The organism is Kitasatospora sp. NPDC056731, assembly GCF_040687675.1.
In the GTDB taxonomy this organism is placed as follows: domain Bacteria; phylum Actinomycetota; class Actinomycetes; order Streptomycetales; family Streptomycetaceae; genus Kitasatospora.
Map to the genome: position 1 here is coordinate 26,491 of NZ_JBFBNR010000057.1, position 18,196 is coordinate 44,686.

General features: G+C 73.3%; 21 protein-coding genes. 11 read left to right on the plus strand and 10 right to left on the minus strand.

All coding sequences use genetic code 11. The features are described from left to right. Positions 1-37 precede the first annotated feature (37 nt). A complete protein-coding gene (locus AB0R04_RS34690) occupies positions 38-337 on the minus strand; it encodes a YciI family protein (RefSeq protein ID WP_063352966.1) in 300 nt (99 codons plus the stop codon). A 286-nt stretch (positions 338-623) separates the two neighbouring features. On the opposite strand from AB0R04_RS34690, the gene AB0R04_RS34695 reads away from it, so the two are divergent. Together AB0R04_RS34695 and AB0R04_RS34700 are read left to right on the plus strand one after the other, a co-directional pair. Next, a complete protein-coding gene (locus AB0R04_RS34695) occupies positions 624-974 on the plus strand; it encodes a hypothetical protein (RefSeq protein WP_363377593.1) in 351 nt (116 codons plus the stop codon). Between the two features lie 63 nt (positions 975-1,037). Then, positions 1,038-2,528 carry an FAD-binding protein gene (locus AB0R04_RS34700; RefSeq protein ID WP_363377594.1) on the plus strand — a complete coding sequence of 497 codons (1,491 nt, stop codon included), beginning with the start codon at positions 1,038-1,040 and terminating at the stop codon, positions 2,526-2,528. Between the two features lie 64 nt (positions 2,529-2,592). Here the strand turns inward: AB0R04_RS34700 and AB0R04_RS34705 are convergent, their stop codons facing one another. After that, complete coding sequence (locus AB0R04_RS34705) at positions 2,593-4,101, minus strand: multicopper oxidase domain-containing protein (RefSeq protein ID WP_363377596.1); 1,509 nt, start codon at positions 4,099-4,101, stop codon at positions 2,593-2,595. Positions 4,102-4,359: 258 nt separating this feature from the next. Here AB0R04_RS34705 and AB0R04_RS34710 point away from each other — a divergent pair, with 258 nt between their 5' ends. From AB0R04_RS34710 to AB0R04_RS34730, 5 genes are all read left to right on the plus strand, one after another. After that, on the plus strand, positions 4,360-5,739 hold the full coding sequence (locus AB0R04_RS34710) for an aminotransferase class I/II-fold pyridoxal phosphate-dependent enzyme (protein ID WP_363377598.1): 1,380 nt from the start codon (positions 4,360-4,362) through the stop codon (positions 5,737-5,739). Positions 5,740-5,820: 81 nt separating this feature from the next. Then, positions 5,821-6,486 carry a GNAT family N-acetyltransferase gene (locus AB0R04_RS34715; RefSeq protein WP_063352971.1) on the plus strand — a complete coding sequence of 222 codons (666 nt, stop codon included), beginning with the start codon at positions 5,821-5,823 and terminating at the stop codon, positions 6,484-6,486. Beyond that, positions 6,483-7,154 carry a DUF6875 domain-containing protein gene (locus AB0R04_RS34720; protein WP_363377600.1) on the plus strand — a complete coding sequence of 224 codons (672 nt, stop codon included), beginning with the start codon at positions 6,483-6,485 and terminating at the stop codon, positions 7,152-7,154. The genes AB0R04_RS34715 and AB0R04_RS34720 overlap by 4 nt, the downstream gene beginning before the upstream one ends. A 184-nt stretch (positions 7,155-7,338) precedes the next feature. Next, positions 7,339-7,878: an NUDIX hydrolase gene (locus AB0R04_RS34725; protein ID WP_363377602.1), complete on the plus strand. Its 540-nt coding sequence runs from the start codon at positions 7,339-7,341 to the stop codon at positions 7,876-7,878. Between the two features lie 43 nt (positions 7,879-7,921). After that, positions 7,922-9,115, plus strand: a complete 1,194-nt coding sequence (locus AB0R04_RS34730; RefSeq protein ID WP_363377625.1) for a phosphotransferase — start codon at positions 7,922-7,924, stop codon at positions 9,113-9,115. Positions 9,116-9,133: 18 nt separating this feature from the next. Here AB0R04_RS34730 and AB0R04_RS34735 read toward each other — a convergent pair whose 3' ends face one another. Both AB0R04_RS34735 and AB0R04_RS34740 read right to left on the minus strand, forming a co-directional pair. Continuing rightward, entirely contained in the window at positions 9,134-9,601 is a 468-nt protein-coding gene (locus AB0R04_RS34735) for an NUDIX domain-containing protein (RefSeq protein ID WP_363377604.1), read from the minus strand. 97 nt (positions 9,602-9,698) lie between these two features. Continuing rightward, entirely contained in the window at positions 9,699-9,896 is a 198-nt protein-coding gene (locus tag AB0R04_RS34740; RefSeq protein ID WP_363377606.1) for a hypothetical protein, read from the minus strand. Positions 9,897-10,014: 118 nt separating this feature from the next. On the opposite strand from AB0R04_RS34740, the gene AB0R04_RS34745 reads away from it, so the two are divergent. From AB0R04_RS34745 to AB0R04_RS34760, 4 genes are all read left to right on the plus strand, one after another. Further along, on the plus strand, positions 10,015-10,854 hold the full coding sequence (locus tag AB0R04_RS34745) for a helix-turn-helix transcriptional regulator (RefSeq protein WP_363377608.1): 840 nt from the start codon (positions 10,015-10,017) through the stop codon (positions 10,852-10,854). After that, complete coding sequence (locus tag AB0R04_RS34750) at positions 10,839-11,048, plus strand: DUF397 domain-containing protein (RefSeq protein ID WP_363377610.1); 210 nt, start codon at positions 10,839-10,841, stop codon at positions 11,046-11,048. Before AB0R04_RS34745 ends, AB0R04_RS34750 begins: the two co-directional genes overlap by 16 nt. 69 nt (positions 11,049-11,117) lie before the next feature. Beyond that, complete coding sequence (locus AB0R04_RS34755; protein WP_363377612.1) at positions 11,118-11,309, plus strand: DUF397 domain-containing protein; 192 nt, start codon at positions 11,118-11,120, stop codon at positions 11,307-11,309. 145 nt (positions 11,310-11,454) lie between these two features. Continuing rightward, positions 11,455-12,990, plus strand: a complete 1,536-nt coding sequence (locus tag AB0R04_RS34760) for a pentapeptide repeat-containing protein (RefSeq protein ID WP_363377614.1) — start codon at positions 11,455-11,457, stop codon at positions 12,988-12,990. Between the two features lie 587 nt (positions 12,991-13,577). Here the strand turns inward: AB0R04_RS34760 and AB0R04_RS34765 are convergent. The 6 genes from AB0R04_RS34765 to AB0R04_RS34790 are packed head-to-tail and all read right to left on the minus strand — an operon-like array spanning position 13,578 to position 18,006. Then, positions 13,578-13,931 carry a hypothetical protein gene (locus AB0R04_RS34765; RefSeq protein ID WP_363377616.1) on the minus strand — a complete coding sequence of 118 codons (354 nt, stop codon included), beginning with the start codon at positions 13,929-13,931 and terminating at the stop codon, positions 13,578-13,580. Next, on the minus strand, positions 13,928-14,401 hold the full coding sequence (locus AB0R04_RS34770; protein WP_363377619.1) for a hypothetical protein: 474 nt from the start codon (positions 14,399-14,401) through the stop codon (positions 13,928-13,930). Before AB0R04_RS34770 ends, AB0R04_RS34765 begins: the two co-directional genes overlap by 4 nt. A gap of 56 nt (positions 14,402-14,457) precedes the next feature. Then, positions 14,458-15,390: an alpha/beta fold hydrolase gene (locus tag AB0R04_RS34775; protein WP_363377621.1), complete on the minus strand. Its 933-nt coding sequence runs from the start codon at positions 15,388-15,390 to the stop codon at positions 14,458-14,460. Continuing rightward, positions 15,387-16,142, minus strand: a complete 756-nt coding sequence (locus tag AB0R04_RS34780; RefSeq protein ID WP_363377622.1) for an indole-3-glycerol-phosphate synthase — start codon at positions 16,140-16,142, stop codon at positions 15,387-15,389. The genes AB0R04_RS34775 and AB0R04_RS34780 overlap by 4 nt, the downstream gene beginning before the upstream one ends. Beyond that, positions 16,139-16,864: a hypothetical protein gene (locus AB0R04_RS34785; RefSeq protein WP_079136661.1), complete on the minus strand. Its 726-nt coding sequence runs from the start codon at positions 16,862-16,864 to the stop codon at positions 16,139-16,141. The genes AB0R04_RS34780 and AB0R04_RS34785 overlap by 4 nt, the downstream gene beginning before the upstream one ends. Further along, on the minus strand, positions 16,861-18,006 hold the full coding sequence (locus AB0R04_RS34790; RefSeq protein ID WP_063352981.1) for an acyl-CoA dehydrogenase family protein: 1,146 nt from the start codon (positions 18,004-18,006) through the stop codon (positions 16,861-16,863). Before AB0R04_RS34790 ends, AB0R04_RS34785 begins: the two co-directional genes overlap by 4 nt. Positions 18,007-18,196 lie beyond the last annotated feature (190 nt).

The following is an 18,196-nucleotide window of genomic DNA, read 5'->3' on the forward strand; positions in this document are numbered from 1 at the left end:
GCGGGGCACGGCGGGGCCGGGGTTCAGGGGCCGGGGTTCAGGCGGGCAGCTGCTGGCGGTAGGCGTCCAGGGCGGGGGCGGTGGTGGTGGCGAGGAACTCGGTCACCGTGTAGGCGACCAGGCCCTCGCGGGCGAAGGGGTCGGTGCGGGTCAGCTCCTCGACCGCGGCGCGGTCCTCGCCCAGCGCGATGATCACCCCGCCCTCGCGCGGCACCTTGCGGCCCGAGGCGAGGAAGGTGCCGGCCTCGTAGTGCCCGCGCAGCCACTCGACGTGCTGCGGCAGGGCGGCGTCGATGCGCTCCAGCGGGGCGGTGTACGTCAGCTCAAGTACGAACATGCGACCAGGCTAGCCCCGCACGGCAGGGGCCTCGCGGCCGGGGATCCCGGCGTGTACCGAGCCCCATTGTGCCAGTTCAGCGGGGGGTTTCGGTAGGACGCAGAGCACCCGGATCACACCTTGCCGGGCGGCGGGCGCAGCCCGCAGACTCGTCCGCATCCACTCCTTCGGCCACGCGCCGGCCCCCTGCCCAGGGCGGCCGGGGCGCGCGCCGTGCTGCGCACGGGCCGTACGGCGCCGGAGGCGGTGGGCGGTGAACAGTGAACGGACGAAGGGGGACGCGAGGATGACGGTGCACAGGGACACGGCGCACAGGGACCTGGTGCTCAAGGCGCGGGTGCGGCTGCTGAGCCACAACGAGTGGATCCTGGACGCCCCGGAGGGGCTGTGGGTGTACCGGGCGCTGTTCCCGGTCAGCCCGCCCGTGTACGCCTACAAGCTCGCCTACGTGCTGTGGACGGCGGCCGACTCGCCGCGGGTGGCCCATCTGCCCGAGGCGCGGCGGGCGTTGCTGGAGGAGGCGCGGGCCGCCTGCGCGCACATCCCCGCCGGCGCCCCGGCCTACCAGATGCGGATGCCGGAGTACATCGCGGCCGCGCTGGCGGGGCTGGAGCAGGAGGGGCGTGCGGGGAGGTAGGTGGTCGCGGGGTGGTTGCGGTACAACAATCCCTATTTGACGACTGATCGGAGAAACGCTGATATGAGCAGTTCAGGTCTGTCCCGCCGCGCACTGATCGCCGGCGCCGGCGCCGCCGTCGTCGGCTGGAACACCGCCGCCCGCGCCTGGGCCGCCGAGCCGGGCGAGAACGTGGATCAACTGCCCGCCCTGGACGGCACGGTGGCCCTGCGGGGCGCCGACGTGGAACGGTTCTCCTCCGACTTCGGGCACCTGGTCACCGCCTCGCCCCGCGCGGTGCTGCGCCCGGCCTCGGTGCGCGACGTCCAGAAGGTGGTGGCCTTCGCCCGCCGCCACCGCATCCCGGTGGCGGTCAACGGGCAGAGCGGCGACCAGGCGGTCGGCGGCGACAGCGGGCTGGAGTCGCACTCCAGCTACGGCCAGGCCAACCCCCGCGGCGGCATCGCGATCGACGCGCGCGGGCTGTCGCGGATCCTCTCCGTCGAACCCGGGCGGGCCGTGGTGGAGGCGGGCGCCACCTGGGCGCAGCTGACGGACGCGGCGCTGGCGGCGGGCTGGATGCCGCCGTGCCTGACGGACTACCTGCACCTGTCGGTGGGCGGGACGCTGAGCGTGGGCGGCATCGGCGGGGCGGTGCAGCGCCACGGGCTGCAGGCGGACACCGTGCGGTCGCTGGACGTGGTGACCGGCACCGGCGAGCTGGTGACGGCCTCGCGCGAGCACAACCGGGAGCTGTTCGAGGCGGTGCTGGCCGGCGGCGGGCAGGTGGGGATCATCGTGCGGGCCACGCTCGCCCTGGTGCCGGCGCGCGAGCGCGCCACCGTATTCACCCTGGCCTACGACGACGCGGACCTCTACCGCGCGGACCAGGAGAAGGTGCTGGCCCAGGGCCGCTTCGACCTCCAGGTCGGCAACGTGGTGCGCAGCGCGGACGGGCAGCGGTGGCGCTACACGGCGGAGCTGGTGGCCTACGGGGACGCCGGGCGGGCGGTGGACCGGGAGGCGCTGCTGGCGGGGCTGCACGGGGTGGCGGGCGAGACGACGGTGGTGGAGCAGAGCTGGCGCGAGTACGCGTTCCGGGTGGACGCGTTCGCGGGGTACCTGCGGGCGGCCGGGTTCTGGGGGCTGCCGAAGCCGTGGCTGAGCCTGTTCCTGCCGGCCTCGACGGTGGGGGTGTTCATGCGGGAGGCGACCGCGCTGCTGACGGCGGAGGACCTGGGGGCGGGGCTGCTGCTGTTCTACCCGTACGCGCGGGCGCGGGTGGGGGCGCCGCTGGCGGTGCTGCCGCAGGAGCCGGTGGGCTGGCACTTCGACCTGCTGGCGTTCCCGGCGCCGGGGGCGGACACGGCGGCGATGCTGGAGCGCAACCGGCGGCTGTACGACCGGGCGGTGGAGCTGGGCGGCAAGCGCTACCTGATCGGGGCGGTGCCGGGGATGACGGGGGCGGACTGGCGGCGCCACTACGGCGGTCTGTGGGAGCGGGTGGAGCGGGCCAAGCGGCGGTGGGATCCGGCGGGGATCCTGGCGCCGGGCCAGGGCATCCACGCCGGCTGACGGCCGGGCCCCCGGGCCGCCTGCGGGGGGCGGGCGGCCCGGCGGGGGGGCAGATAGAAGGTGGTCAGGTGATCTCCAGCTGCGCCATCATGCCCATCGCGGAGTGGTCCAGCAGGTGGCAGTGGTAGGGGTAGCGGCCGCGGTAGGAGTCGAAGAGGGCCTGCAGTCGCACGCTCTCCCCCGGCAGCAGGCGCACGGTGTCCTTCAGGCCGGACTCCGCCGGGCCGGGCGCGGCGCCGTTGCGCGCCAGCACCCGGAACTGCACCAGGTGCAGGTGGAAGTTGTGCGGGACGTCCTTGTTGGCGTTGACGACCGTCCAGATCTCCGAGGTGCCGAACGCCACCGAGGCGTCCACCCGCGCCGGGTCGTACACCTTGCCGTCGATCAGTCCCAGCGGGGCGGCGCCGGGCTTCTCCTGGTACTCCAGGACGACGGTGCGCTCGCGGGCCGCCGCGCCCAGGGCGGGCAGGGTGCGCAGCTGGGCGGGGACGCGGCTGGGGTCGTCGGCGGCGCGGGTGATGTCGAAGCGCAGGACCTGGCCGACGTGTTCGGCGGGGCCGGGGGGCATGGAGTTGGTGAGGACGATGCTGGAGCCGACCGGGTAGCGGGAGAAGTCGACGACGACGTCGGCGCGCTCCCCGGGGGAGAGGTCGACGGTGTCGGTGACGTGGGGGCGTTCCAGCAGGCCGCCGTCGGAGCCGATCTGGGTGAGGGGGCCGCCGTCGGCCAGGCGCAGGGAGAAGAAGCGCAGGTTGGAGGAGTTGAGCAGGCGCAGCCGGTACTTGCGGGCGGCGACCTCGACCTTGGGCCAGGGGCGGCCGTTGGCGAGGATGGTGGTGCGGTTGAGGGGGTCGTCCATGCGGTAGACGAGGCGGCCCTGGGGGTCGAAGCGGGCGTCGCGCAGGGCGATGGGCAGGTCGTAGCGGCCGGCGGGCAGCGGCAGGGCGGCTTCGGTGGCGTCGGTGATCAGGTAGGTGCCGGCCAGGCCCCGGTAGACGTGCTCGGACTCCAGGTGGTGGGCGTGGTCGTGGAACCACAGGCTCGCGTGGGGCTGGTCGTTGGGGTAGGTGTAGGTGCGGGTGGCGCCGGTGTCCAGGAGGTTCATGGGGCCGCCGTCGGAGGCGACGGGGACGCGGGCGCCGTGCAGGTGGACGGAGACGGGGTCGTCCAGCAGGTTGGTCTGGCGCACCACGACCGGGCGTCCGGAGCGGGCGCGGATGACGGGGCCGGGGAAGGCGCCGTTGTAGGTGAGGACGTCGGTGCGGTGCCCGGGCAGGATGCGGGCGTAGGACTTGAGCATGGTGACGGCGTAGGTGTCGGCGGCGCCGTCGGTCGAGACGGGGGCGAGCACCGGGGGCAGGGGCATCGCGGCGGTGAACTTCGGTGCCAGGGCGGGGCCGGCGTCGGGGCCCGGGTCGGCCTCGGCGGCGGGGGCGGTGGCGCCCGGGTGGGTGTGGGCGGCCGCGGCGGCGGCGGTCTCCACGGAGGCGGCCGGGCGCAGGGTGGTGCGCATGAGCAGGACCCCTCCCCCGGTCGCCAGGGCGGCGCCGATCATCCTGCGTCTGGTCACCATCGCGCGTCCTCCTGCTGCCGGCCCGGTGTGGCGGTGTGCCCGTGCGGCCCCGGCGGGTGGGGCGGGGGCGGGTTCCGGGGGTGATTGCAGCAGCGGATCCTTGCGCCCGGTTGGGGTCCGGCTGAGGCCCGGTGGAGCGCGCGAGGCGGGTTGCGGGCGGGGCGCGCGGTGAGCTGCGGGTGTTGCGGGCCGCTTGCGGCGGGCGGCCACCGTGGCTCGCAGAACACTGGAGGATCCCTCGAAGGGAAGGGCCGGAGCGTGGACCTGCGGTACTGGCTGCCGAGGGCGGCCGAGGTCGCCGAGCAGTGGGGAGAGCGGTTCGGGCCGTACAGCCCGCACCCCTCGCACCAGGTGGACGACGCGGACTTCGCCGCCGCGTTCGAGCGCTTCGCCAAGCGCCTGGAGCACAACTATCCGTTCTTCCACCCCCGTTACGCCGGGCAGATGGTCAAGCCGCCGCACCCGGCCGCCGTCGTCGGCTACCTGACGGCGATGCGCTTCAACCCCAACAACCACGCCTACGAGGGCGGGCCCGCCACCAACGACATGGAACGCGAGTGCGTCGCCCAGCTCGCCGCCATGTTCGGCCTGCCCCGCCACGTCGGCCACCTCACCAGCAGCGGCACCATCGCCAACCTGGAAGCCCTGTACGTGGCCCGCCAGAGCCACCCCGGGCGCGGCGTCGCCTACAGCGCGCAGTCCCACTACACGCACAGCCGCATGTGCCACGTCCTGGGCGTCGAGGGTCACGCGGTGGCCGCCGACGCGGACGGGCGCATGGACGTCGACGCGCTGGCCGACCTGCTCGCCACCGGCCGCGTCGGCACGGTGGTCGTCACCGCCGGCACCACCGGGCTCGGCGCCGTCGACCCGGTGCACGAGGTGCTGGCACTGGCCCGCCGCCACGGGGTGCGGGTGCACGTGGACGCCGCCTACGGCGGGTTCTTCGCCCTGCTGGCCACCGACGACGCCCAGGCCGCCGCCCTGCGCCTGGACCCGGCGCCGTGGCGGGCCATCGCCGGCTGCGACTCCGTCACCGTCGACCCGCACAAGCACGGCCTGCAGCCCTACGGCTGCGGCGCGGTGCTGTTCGCCGACCCCGACATCGGCCGCCACTTCGCCCACGACTCCCCCTACACCTACTTCACCGACGCCGAACTGCACCTGGGCGAGATCAGCCTGGAATGCTCGCGCGCCGGCGCCGCGGCCGCCGCCCTGTGGCTGACCCTGCAACTGCTGCCGCTCACCCCCCAGGGCCTGGGCGCCGTCCTGGCCGGCGGGCGGCGCGCGGCCCTGGCCTGGGCGGACCTGATCGAGGACAGCCCGCACCTGACCCTCCACCAGCGCCCGCAACTGGACATCGTCACCTACCACCCCACCCCCGGCGGGACGCCGATGTCCGCCGTCGACGCCGCCAGCCGGCACGTGCTGCGCCAGGGCATGGCCGACGAGCAGGACCCGCTCTACCTGAGCCTGCTGCGGGTGGACGCCGCCGACTTCACCCGCCGCCACCCGGCAGCGGCGGCGGACGCCGACGGGGCCTCGGTGCTGCGCAGCGTCCTGATCAAGCCCGAGGCGGAGGACCACCTGCCCGCCCTGCACGCGCGACTGACCTCGCTCGCCACCGCCCGGCCCTGACCCGCCCGTCGCCCCGCTGTACGAGTGCACCCCCCGTACGACCGCCCCGCCGCCCGCCCCCTGTCTGCCGAGGAGTGTCCGTTGACCACCGCCACCGTCCCGCCGGGCGCCGCCCTCGCGGCCCCCGCGGTCCGCCCCGCCCGACCCGAGGAGGCCCCCGCCCTCGCCCGGGTGCTCGCCGCCGCCTTCCACGACGACCCGCTCACCCGCTGGGCCTTCCCCGACGACGCCCACCGCGCCCGCATCCTGCCCGCCTTCTTCCGCGTCCACGTCGACCAGTGCCTGGCCCACCAGGGCGCCCTGACCGCCCAGCACCCCGACGACCACGCCCCCGTCGGCGCGCTGCTCTTCCTGCCCCCCGGCGTGTGGGAACACCCCGGGGAGCAGGACCAGGCGGCCGCCCGCGCCCTGGACGCGGCCGTCGACGCCGACGCCCACCCCGAATCCGCCCGCCGCCTGGCCGCCATCACCCGCCTCCAGGCCCGCCGCCACCCGCGCCACCGCCCCCACCACTACCTGGCGTTCGTCGGCGCCCACCCCGACGCCCGCCACACCGGCACCGGCACCGCCCTCCTGCGCGCCTTCCTGGCCCGCGTCGACCACGACGGCCAGGCCGCCTACGCCGAGACCAGCTCCCCCGGCGGCGCCCGGGTCTGCGGCGCCGGCGGCTTCACCCGCTTCGGCGAGGCCATCGCCCTGCCCGCCGGCGGCCCCCGCCTGACCCCCGTGTGGCGGGGCCCCCGATGACCACCCACACCCTCGACACCGCGCTGCGCGTCTACTCCGCCGAGCAGATCGACGCCGGCGCCGCCGACCACCACCCCGAGGCCGCCGAGATCCTCGCCTGGAGCCGGCGCTTCCTCACCACCGCCCACCCCGACCTCGGGCGCAGCGGCCCCGTCTGCCCCTACACCCAGCCCTCGCTGCGCCGCGGCCTGTTCCACATCGCCGTCGCCGACACCCGCGCGGGCGGCGACCTGCCCGCACTCGTCGGCGAGCTGCGCGCCTGGTACGAGCGGCTGCTGGCCGACCTGACGGAGGAGTCGGACCGGGAGCTGCTGACCGTCCTGCTGGTGCTGCCGGGCCTGGACCGCGCCGACTCCACCGCGCTGGACGAGGCGCAGCGCAAGGCCAAGGACGAGTTCGTCGAACAGGGCCTGATGATCGGCCAGTTCCACCCCGTCTGCGAGGAGGGCGGCCTGTGGAACCGCTCCTTCAGGCCGCTGCGCGCGCCCGTGCCGCTGCTGGCGGTGCGCAAGCTCCTCGTCTTCGACCTGCCCTTCCTCGTCGACGACGAGGCCCACCTGGCCCACTACCTGGCCCGCTTCGCCCCCCAGGTCCCCGCCCGCATCCGCGACCAGCTGGTCTCCGGCATGACGGAACACCGCAGGACCGCCCGCCTGACCGCCGCCTGAGCCGCGGCCCCCCTGCGCGCGGAGCCGGGTCGGCGCCCGGCTCCGCGCGCGCCCCCTTTTTCGCTGTTGCGCATGTCGGTGAGGGCGGAGGCCAGGCGGGCGGAGCCGACGGCGGCAGCGAGCGCGGAGGCCTGGGCGGCTCCAACGAGCGCCCGGAGTCAGGCCGGAGCCGTACAGTCCAGCCATGACCCACCCCGCCGCGTCATGGCGCGAGATCGAACGCACCACCATGTTCAGCAAGTTCGGCCGGTCCGTGGAACGCGTCGACTTCGAGCTGCCCGACGGACGGACGGAGGAGTTCTACCTCAAACGCGAGCGCCCAACCGGCGCCGTGCTCGCCCTCACTCCCGACCAGCACGTCGTCCTCGCCCGCCAGTACCGGCCCGGCCCCGACCGCGTGCTGTACGAACTACCCGGTGGCTTCATCGAACCCGGAGAAGAGGCAGCCGAGGCCGTCGCCCGCGAACTGCTGGAGGAGACCGGCTACCAGGGCGAGGTCCACGCGGCCGGACCGTACTGGCACGACGCCTACTCCACCGCCCTGCGCTTCGCCTTCTACGCCACCGGCTGCGCCAAGGTCACCGAGCCGACCCCGGAGCGCACCGAGTTCATCGACGTGGTCACCCTGCCCCTGCCCGAGTTCCGCTCCACCGTGTTGCGCAGGGGCCAGATGACCGACACCGCCGCCGCCTACCTCGCCCTGGACCGCCTCGGGCTCCTCTGACCCGGGGCGTACGGGCGGGCCGGCATCCCAGCCCACCCGCGGTCTGCTCACCGCCGTCGGGTACTTCGAGGACGCCACCGTGGAGACCGGCTGCACCTGGATCGCCCCCGGCTCCCACCGCGCCCCCTACGCAGGCGTCCCACAGCCCGACGGCGGCGGCACCTGGATGGACGAGCACCCCGAACTCTCCGGCCTCTCCGGCCTCTCCGGCCAGGCCGTCCCGGTGCCGGTCCCGGCCGGCGGCGTCCTGCTCTTCGACGGGACCCGGACAGCAGCGGTCTCGGGAAAATCGCTGGCGGCGGTGGCGCCCGGCCGGAAGGCTCGCACCGTGGCCCTTCACGAGAACGAGATCTTCGCGGACCAGGCGGTCGTCCGCTCCCTGCTCCGGGAGCAGCGGCCGCACTGGGCCGGCCTGTCCGTCTCGCCGGCCGGCGCGGGCACGGACAACACGATGTACCGGCTCGGCGACGACCTGCTCGTGCGGCTGCCGCGCACCGCGCAGAGCGCGGAGTCCGTGCGGAAGGAGCAGACGTGGCTGCCGCGGCTGGCACCGCACCTGCCGTGCCGCGTCCCGGAGCCGGTGCACGCCGGGACAGCGAGTGCCGTGTTCCCGCTCCCCTGGTCGGTGTACCGCTGGATCGACGGCGAGGAGCCCGGCCCGGGGTCGGTCACCGACTGGCCCGCCTTCGGGGCCGACCTGGCGGCGGTCGTCCAGGGCCTGCACCGCGTCCCGCTCATGGGGGCCGCCCGCCACGGCGCGCTCGACTGGTACCGCGGGGGCGACCTGCGGGACAGCAACGAGTCGATCAGCGCATGCTTCGAGAAGTGCCGGACGATCCCGGGCCTGGACCTCGACATCGAGCACCTGCTGCACCTGTGGAAGAGCGCGCTCGACCTGCCCGGGCCGTCCGGGCGCCAGGTGTGGCTGCACGGCGACCTGAAACCCTCCAACCTGCTGGTCCGGCAGGGCAGGCTGCACGCGGTCATCGACTTCGGATGCCTGTCGGTCGGCTTTCCCGACGCCGAGCACGCCACGGTGTGGGACCTTCCCTCCCCGGCCCGCCAGGCGTACTGGGACGCCCTCGGCCTCGACGACGTGACGTGGCTGCGGGCCCGGGCGTGGGCGGCCGGCGTCGGGATCGGCGGGCTGTCGTACTACTGGGGCACCTATCCCGGCTTCGTCGACGAATGCCTGGCGCGGCTGTCCGCGATCCTGGAGTCCGCCGGCGCGCGGTGAACCAGGGCGGCGCGGTCCTCAGGTCGCGCGCTGGCCGTGGAGGAGGACGGGCAGCGCGCGGCCCGCCAACGCCTCGCTGACGCGGGCGAGTTGGGAGGGCGCCATGACGTCCGGGAGTTCGTGGGCGGGGACGAAGCGGGCGCCGAACAGGCCGCTGCGGTGCCGGGGCGGGACGGCGAGGCGGGTGTCGTCATGCACGGTGCCGCCGTCGAAGACCAGGTTGAGGCGTTCCAGGTACCGGTCGGCGGGGGTGAAGTCGACCGCGAGGACGTCGGCGAGGCGCAGGTCGAGCCCGGTCTCGGCGTGCAGGTTGCGGGCGGCGGCGAGGTGCGGGGGCTCGTTCGGCTGCGCTGCGCCGCCGGGCAGGATCAGCCCGTCCATGTAATCCGGGTCCACGAGCAGGACGTCACCGCGCGGGTTGCGCACGAGGACGAGGCAGCCGAGCCGGCACACCGGCGGCTTGGCGAGCAGGCGGGGGTCGCGCATCGGGCGGTTCACCTTCTGAGGGCGGCGAGGAGTACGAGGGAGAAGCCCGCCAACCACAGGAGGCGGGCGAGTAGTTCAGCCGTCATGCGTCCGGCGCTCACTCCCCCGGCCGCTTGTGGACCTCGAAGACGCGCCACGTGCCCCAGGCGTCGGAGAAGGACCTGAACCCGCTGAGCTCACCGTCCGGTTGGCGCAACCACTCCCGGGTGACCTCGTTGCGGACCCGGTAGAGGCGGGCCCCGGCGTCCCAGCGCACGCCGTAGCCGTGGAGGCGGGGAACTTGGGCATCGGCCATGGAAATAACCTTCCGCAATCAGCGTTTCACGTTCTGTGCACATGATGGCCCGGAGTCACCTAGCATCGGAAGTGATATGCGACTTGCAGTCAGGCCAGCCGTGAGTTGGGGAAGCTCCATGAACAAGAAGACCATCGACCCGACCTCGTCCCCGTGGGCCGCCTTCGGAGTTCAACTCCGCAGGTCACGCGAAGCAGTTGGGCTCACCCAGGTCCAACTGGCGAAGAAGGTCGGGTGCACCGCATCGCACCTGTCCTACGTCGAACTTGCACACCGGCCCCCGAGCCTGCAGCTGGCGGAGCTCGCCGACCAGGAGCTCAGGACCGGCGGCACGCTGGTCCTGATGTACTGGCAGCTCAAGCACACCGCGTTGTTGGAGGGCTTCCCGGAGTACACCAACTACGAGGCCCGAGCGGAGCAGATCAGAATCTTCGAGATCAACGTCATCCCAGGGCTCCTGCAGACTCGCGCGTACGCAACCGCGATTGAGACGGGATACGCGAGGCAGGGCGCCGCACTCCCGGAACAGGCCGATGAACGTATCAACTTCCGGCTTGCCCGACAGCACATCCTGGAGCGGACTCCACCTCCGGTCCTGCACGCGGTGCTGGACGAAAGCTGCCTGAGGCGACTCGTCGGCGGCCGGGACGTCATGATCGAGCAGCTGCTCCACCTTGAACAGTTGGCCGATCGGCCCAACGTGGTCATCCAGGTGGCGCCGTACTCTCTGGGCGAGAACCGGCCGTTCACGCGCGTGGTGCAACTCCTTACCATGCCGAACCGCAAAGTTCTCAGCTACGGCGAGATCGAGCAGCGCGGTTACATCGACCGGGACATCCAGTCAGTTTTGGCGCTGACCAGGAGCTACGATCGCCTCGTGGTCGAGGCCATGAACCAGGCCGACTCAGTGGCCATGATCCGCGCGGTACGGAGGGATCTGGAATGGACGTCAATCTGACTGACGCTCGCTGGCGAAAGAGTTCGTACAGCGGCGGCAACGGAGGAACCTGCGTGGAGGTCGCTGACGGTTTTACCGGCGTGATGCCGGTCCGTGACTCCAAAGACCCTTTCGGCCCGGCCCTCCTCTTCTCCTCCGCCGCCTGGCAGTCCTTCGTCACCGCCATCCGTACCGGCGAACTCGACATCAACTAGGCCTACCTGGCGCCAGAGTGGGAAGTCGCTCCCATCGACTTCCCACTCCGCCCACAGGAGACAACCGCGATGGACACCACCTGGCGCAAGAGCACGTACAGCGGAGGCGGCGGCGCGTGCATCGAGGTCGCCGACGGCTTCACCGACGTGCAGCCCGTGCGCGACTCCAAGGACCCCGACGGCCCGGCCCTCCTCTTCTCCACCCCCGCCTGGCAGGCCTTCGTCACCGCCATCCGCGCAGGCGAATTCGGCACCGACTAGGCCTACCGCTGGACCTACGACGGCTCCCCGCTCGAAGCCACATGAACCCCCGAAGGATCAACGCGGTGCTGCGCTAGGGTCTGACGGCATGGGATCACCGACGGAACCGGACGCCTCCGGGGAGTTCCAGCGGATAGCCGACTGCTTGGCGGGACCGGGCGCCGACGCGCACCACGCCGGCTTGCAGGAGCTTGAGGTACTCGCCCAGGCACATCCCGCGCTGCGCCAGCCTGCCGCCGACGCCGTGTGCCGCTACCTGCGCGGCACCGTTGTGGAAGCTGCCGACAGTGCTGTCGCGCTTCTTGTCGCGCTGGCGCGGGGCGGAGACCACCTCGCCTTCGCCCTGGAAGGCGCCGTACTGCCGGACGTCGACTTCAGCGGCTGCTCCTTCGGCCCGACGGTCTTCGCGGACGCCCACTTCCGCGGTCGCTGCGTCTTCGACGGCGCCCACTTCCGCGACGACGCGATCTTCGCGCGGGCCGTGTTCGAAGGCGAGGCGTCGTTCGCCGACGTCAGGTTCGGCGCAGACGCCCACTTCGGGCTGGCGCGGTTCCACTCCCCCGCCGGCTTCGCCGGCGCCCGGTTCGACCATCTGGCCTGGTTCGGCCGTGGTGAGGAGTCCGTCCAGGAGGACGACTCCCGATTCGAAGAGTTCGACGAGGACTGCGACCTGTCCTCTGGCAAGCCGGATCCGTTCGGCGTGCAGATCCCCTGGCGCGAGCCGAACGAGGCCGATCCCGACTGGCCGAGCGCCGTGCTTCAAGAGGACTACCAGACCTGGTACGAGGGCAGCGACGGCACCTGCTTCCGGGATCGGGTGTCCTTTCGCGGCGCGCGATTCCACGGTCCGGCCTGGTTCTGGAAGGCACGGTTCGGGGCGGATGCGGAGTTCGGCGACGCCTGGTTCGGCGATCAGGTCCATCTCGACCAGCCGAACGTGGATCTCACCGGCGCGACCGCGGACACTGTCGCCGACGAAGACGACGCTTCGGAGTCCGACGACGCGGAAGAGTCGTTCAGCCCTCAGCAATGGCCCTTCGGCTGGGTGCTGCGTCCCGAGGACAACGGGCCGGGCCGGCTGGTGACGGACGAGTCCGTGGCGCCCTACGCCCACCAGCTCGCCGACGCCGACCCGGCGGTGCGGCTGTCCGGACTGCACGTGCTCGACGCGCTCGGCCAGGCCCGCGCCGACCAGCGGGCCGGAATCGTCGACGCGGTCTGCGGATTCCTGAGGGCGCCGCTGGCGTTCGAGGCCGGCGATGAAGCCGCGCTCACCGCGGAGCAGGTGGCCGAACTGAGGCTGCGGCGGACCGCGCAGCAGCTCCTCACCGACCACCTCCGCCCTCACGACCCCGGGGCGGCGCCGGATTCCCCGCCGCGCGAACAGTTCTGGGACGGAGTCGATCTCAGCCTTTCCGCCGCCACTCTGATCGACTTCGACCTCAGTGACTGCCGGTTCGCGCGTGCGGACTTCATGGGCACTCAGTTCCACGGGACCACCAACTTGGAGCGAAGCGCGTTCAAGGCGCACTTCATGCTGCCGGGCGGCGGCGGATACGCCACGTTCCACGGCGAATGCCGCACCGCCGGCGCCGCCCTCACCGAGGGCTGGGCCGGGCAGAGAAGCGCCGACGAGACCCTCCAGCAGGTTCGGGCGCGGTCGGCCGAGGTGACTGTCTGAGTCAGTCCGCCAGCCGTCGATCGGCACCAGGCCGGCGGCTGGATCTGGGGGCTGTCGAACCAGGCCGCGATCTCTCGCAAGAAGGCCCTGATCACGAAGATGGCCAAGTCGTCTCCGACGAGGGCAGGGTCTGCAGGTTCAGCCCCCGTGGGGCCCTCCTGCCCGCCGCGACGGCGCGCCGGGCAGGAGGGCCGGACGGGCCGGGGCCTGCTGTCAGACCCGGCTGATCTTGGAGACGCTGCCGCTGTTCAGGGACGACCAGCCGCCGGCGGGTACGTCTCCCTTCCAGGCCGGCCATGTCCGGGGCGGCTGTTGCACAGGTGGTCGCGGTCGCGTCGTCCCACCCTGCATGAGAAGTCGGCCCCTCCGACTTCTCATGCAGCCGTCCGCTGCGCAACGGCGGCCGGATCAGCAGGTGCCGTTGGCGGTCAGGTTCACCACGGAGACGATCGATGACGATCCACTGTTCCATGGCGAGACGTCAGGCCGTCGTGGCGCCAAGGCAATACGCTTCACGCGCCCTGGCGGCGTACCGATGGGCGCGGGCGATGGCGAAGTGGCTCGCGCGGCCGGGGTGTGGCGGGTGGTCAGTCCGTGGCCTTGGGGTGGCCGGTGCCGGCGTAGGTGATCCACGCGGTTCGGTCGGCGTCGTCCAGCAGGTACCAGATGCGTCCGGCGCCGGTGACCTCGTACTGCCAGCGTTCCAGTTCCTGGCCCTTGAAGACACCGGTGCCGAGCTTGCCCTTGAGACGGTGCTGGCGGTCGGGGCGGTCGGCGGCGCGAGGGGTGGCGCGGATCCTCTCGAAGGCGCGGCGCAGGTTTCCCGCTGCCTGACGGGCCAGGTGTTCCCAGCCGTCGGCGGCCTCGGTGGTGGCGCAGCGCAGGTCGTACTCGTCGCCGCTCGGGGGCGGCGCGGCGCGGTCGCCGCGCTTGGGGCTCACTCGGCGGCCTCGGGCATGGCGGCCGGCCCGAGGTCGCCGTCGGGCTCGCGGGTGATCAGGGCGAGCAGGGCGGGGTCGGCGTGGACCTCGGCGCTGTGGCGCCACTGGGTGAGCAGCAGCGCGATGGGGGCGAGGTTGTCCAGGGCCACCGCGCCGCGGGCGGTGTCCACGAGCTCGCCGAGCAGGGTGTCGATGTCCTCGGCGGGCAGGAACGTGCTCCACGGCAGGGCCTCGGGCAGCGCCTGGCGCAGGGCGGCGGTGTTCCCGGTCCGTACCAGCGCCGCCAGCAGGCGCGAGGTGAAGTCCACGACGGAGGCGTCGCGTTCCATCTGCTCGACGCGCATCAGGGCCAGGTCCCCCGCGTCGCGCCGCCGCAGTCGTAGCGCGCGGACGGCGTCCAGCCGGCGCGCGGTCGCGGCGGGGTGGTGCAGCAGTTCACTGAAGGGCACGTCCTCGTAGGCCGCAGTCATGACATCCACAGTAGCTCGGATGTCGCCCGCAGGGCGGGTGATCGCCCACCCTGCGGTCAGCCGGCGGCGGCCAGGGCCGGTTCGGGGGCGGCTGTGGCGGGCTGGGGCCGGGGGCGGGTGAGGCATTCGTCGGTGAAGGCGAGGGCGCGCAGGTGGTAGGGGCGGGCGGCGTGGCCCAGGGAGAGGTTGTGGCCGGCGCGGTGGGCGGTGACGAGGTGGGCCAGGCCCGGGGGGAAGGCGGCGGTGAGGGCGGTGCGGTGGGAGGGTTCCAGGCGCCACCAGGCCTCGTGGTCGGCGAGGGTGAGGCGCACGGGCACGCGTACGCGGGCGGCCAGGGCGCTGTAGCGGGCGGGCCAGGTGGCCAGTTCGCGGGATTCGAGGGCGGGGACGGGGGTGAGCAGGGTGCGGGCGGCGTGGAAGGTGCCGGGCGGGTAGAGGCCGAGGGGGCCCCAGTTGAGGCGGCCGCCGCCGGCGAGGTCGTCGGGGCGTTCCCACGCGCCGGGGGCGTAGTGCTGGGCGAGGCCGGAGATGTCGGCGCCGAGCAGGGGCAGGTGGGGGTCGGCGGGCCAGTGGGCGGCGAGGTGGAGGGCGATCTTGCCGCCGAAGGAGTGGGCGAGGAGCTGGACGCCGGCGCCGACGGGGTGGGCGCGGGCGTAGTCGGTGAGGGCGGCGTGCAGGGTGGCGGCCTGGTCGGCGATGAGCTGGCCGTCGGGCAGGCGGTGGGCGGAGGCGCCGTGGCCGGGGCGGTCCAGGGCCAGGACGGTGTAGCCGAGGTCGGCGGCCAGGGTGAGCAGGCTGGTGTCGGGGTGGGCGGGGCCGGCGAAGTAGGCGGCGCGCATGCCGCGGCCGTGGATGGCGAGGAGGACGGCTTTGGGGGCGCGGTCCTGGGGTTCGGCGACGAGGGCGGAGACGGGGATGCCGCCGGCGTCCAGGACGAGGGAGCGGGTGGCGAGCCGGGGGTTGGGCCGCGGGTTCGGGCGGGGGTTCATACGGCGGCCCCGGCGCGGGCGGTGGCGGCGCGATCTGCGGTCCCGGCGCGGGTGGCGGTCCCGGCGCGGGCGGTGTCGAGGTCGGTGAGCCAGCCGGTGAGGTCGCTCTGGCGCATCAGGGTGGTGCCGATGAGCAGTCCCGCGTAGCCGGCGTCCAGGAGGCGGGCGGCGTCGGCGGGTTCGGTGATGGCGGAGGCGGAGACGGGGGCGCGGGTGCCGGTGGCGTGCAGGGCGGGCAGCAGGCGCAGGCTGCGTCCGAGGTCGCCGCGGTCGCGTTCGCGGGTGCGGATGTCCTTGTTGTTGACGGCGATGACGCAGTGTTCGGGCTGGGGCAGGTGGGCGAGTTCGTGTTCGCCGGTGATCTCGACGAACGGGGTCAGGCCCAGGGCGAGGGCGGTGGTGACCAGGCGGTGCAGGGAGGTGGCGGGCAGCAGGGCGGCGGTGAGCAGGACGGCGGAGGCGCCGAGGGCGGCGGCGGCCTCCAGTTGGGCGGGGCGGGTGAGGAAGTCCTTCTGCAGGACGGGCAGGTCGGTGGCGTCGGTGACCTCGCGCAGCAGGCGGGGGGTGCCGCCGAACCAGCGGCCGGTGACCACGGACAGGCAGGGCGCGCCGGCCTGTTCGTAGCGGGTGACGAGGTCGGTGACGGTGCGCGGGCCCAGCAGGTCGGTGCCGTGCGGGTCGCGGAGTTTGACTTCCATGATCAGGGGGCGTCTCGCGGCCAGCAGGGCGTCGAGGAACCGCGGGGCGCTCATACGTGAGCCTCCTTGGGGCGGGGGTGCCAGGCGTGGGCGAGGGCGGTGACGGCTTCGTGGGTGAAGTCGCCGGCCCGGTTGCGGGCGGCGGTGTCGATGTCGGCGCCGGCGTACAGGGGGTGGTCGGTGACGGTGCGGTAGGTGTCGCGGTTGGCGGCGTTCAGGCCGCCGGCGAGGAGGAAGGGGATGGTGAGGCGGGGCAGCAGGGTGTGGACGTCGGCGGGGGCCAGGGGGTGGCCGGTGGAGCCGACGCGGCCGTCGTCGGTGACGGTGTCCAGGAGGAACAGGTCGCAGCCGGCGCGTTCGAAGGCGCCGATGAAGGGGCGTTCCAGGCAGCGGCCGCGGGAGAGGTGGAGGACTTTGACGAGGACGGCGTAGGGCAGGTGGTGGCGCAGTTCGGTGACGAGGGCGGGGTTCTGGTAGGCGTGGAGCTGGATCCAGCGGATGCCGGTGGCGCGGGCGAGGCGGGCGAGTTGGTCGGCGTCGTCGAGGAAGGTGACCAGGACGGGTTCCAGGCCCAGGCGGATGGCGGTGGCGGCGAGGTGGGCGAGGTGTTGTTCGGAGAGTTCGGCGGGGCCGCCGGGCACGCCGTGCCACAGGCCCACCAGGGTGGGGCCGGATTCGGCGAGGAGGGTGAGGTCGGCGCGGGTGCGGGCCCCGCACACCTTGAGGTGGCGGGGCCGCGCGGGCGGCAGCGGGCGGGGCGGGGCGGGGGCGCTCACTTGCCGAGTCCGAGCATGGCGGCGATGCGGTTGTACTGGATCTCGTTGCTGCCGGAGTAGATGGTGCCGGCGACGGCGTTGCGCACGTCCTTCTCCAGCCCGTACTCCGACATGTAGCCGTTGCCGCCGAAGACCTGGACGGCGGCCAGCGAGGTGGCGAGGTTGGATTCGCTGGTGAGGAGTTTGGCGATCGCCATGTCGACGGTGACGTTCTCGCCGGCCTCCAGGCGCTGGGCCGTGTCGTAGAGCCACTTGCGGGCGGTCTCCAGGCGGATCTTGGTGTCGACGATCTTGTTGGCGACCGACTGGTAGGAGCCGATGGGCTTGCCGAAGGACATGCGGGTCTTGGCGTAGTCGAGGCAGCGGGCCAGGCGGTGCTGCATCTCGCCGGTGTTGACGATGAAGGAGTAGAGGATCTCGCGTTTCATGACGTGGTCCAGGACGAGGAAGCCGCCGCCGACGCGGCCCAGGACCCGGGAGGCGGGCACCTTGACGTCGTCGAGGTAGACCTCGGACAGCGGTGAGGTGCGCAGGCCCATCTTCTTGATGGGGTTTCCGGTGCTGATGCCGGGCATGTCGCGGTCCAGGAGGAACGCGGTGACGCCGAGCGCCCCGCCCTGGGGGTGGGTGCGGGCGTAGACGACGATGACGTCGGCGACGGGGCCGTTGCTGACGAAGGTCTTGGCGCCGTTGAGGACGAAGTGGTCGCCGTCGCGGATCGCGCGGGTGCGCATCTGCATGGCGTCCGAGCCGCCCTCGGACTCGGTGATGGCGTGGGCGCCGATGGCCTCGCCGGAGGCGATGCGCGGCAGGTAGGCCTCTTTGAGGGCGGGTGAGCCGAAGGCCTGGAGGGGGACGCCGGTGGAGGCGAGGGAGGTGGTGACGGAGAAGTTGAGGCCGCCGTCGCGGCAGGTCTGCCCCAGGCCCTCCAGGACGTACATGGTGGTGAGCAGGGACTGGCCCAGCCCGCCGTAGCGTTCCTCGAAGGGCAGGGACAGGATTCCGGTCTTCTGGACGAGGCGCCACTTGTCGTGGGAGAAGGCGGCCTGTTCGTCGCCTTCGATGTGGCCGGCGCTCAGGTCGTCGCCGAAGCGGGCCAGGCCCTCGCGCAGGGCGTGCTGGTCGGCGTTCCAGCGGATCATGGACGTGCCGCCTTCCTCCCGGGCCCGCGTGCGGGGCCCGGGGTGGCAGGCCGGCGCGCGGGGCGCCGGCGCGTGACTCGAAGGGGGGGTCTTCGCCTAGGGCGTGTCTGACAATTCGCGGCGGATCAGCGCGCGGCGTTGGGCGCCCGGCTGGGCGTGCCGGCGAAGCGTCCTCGTACTGGGCCGTACT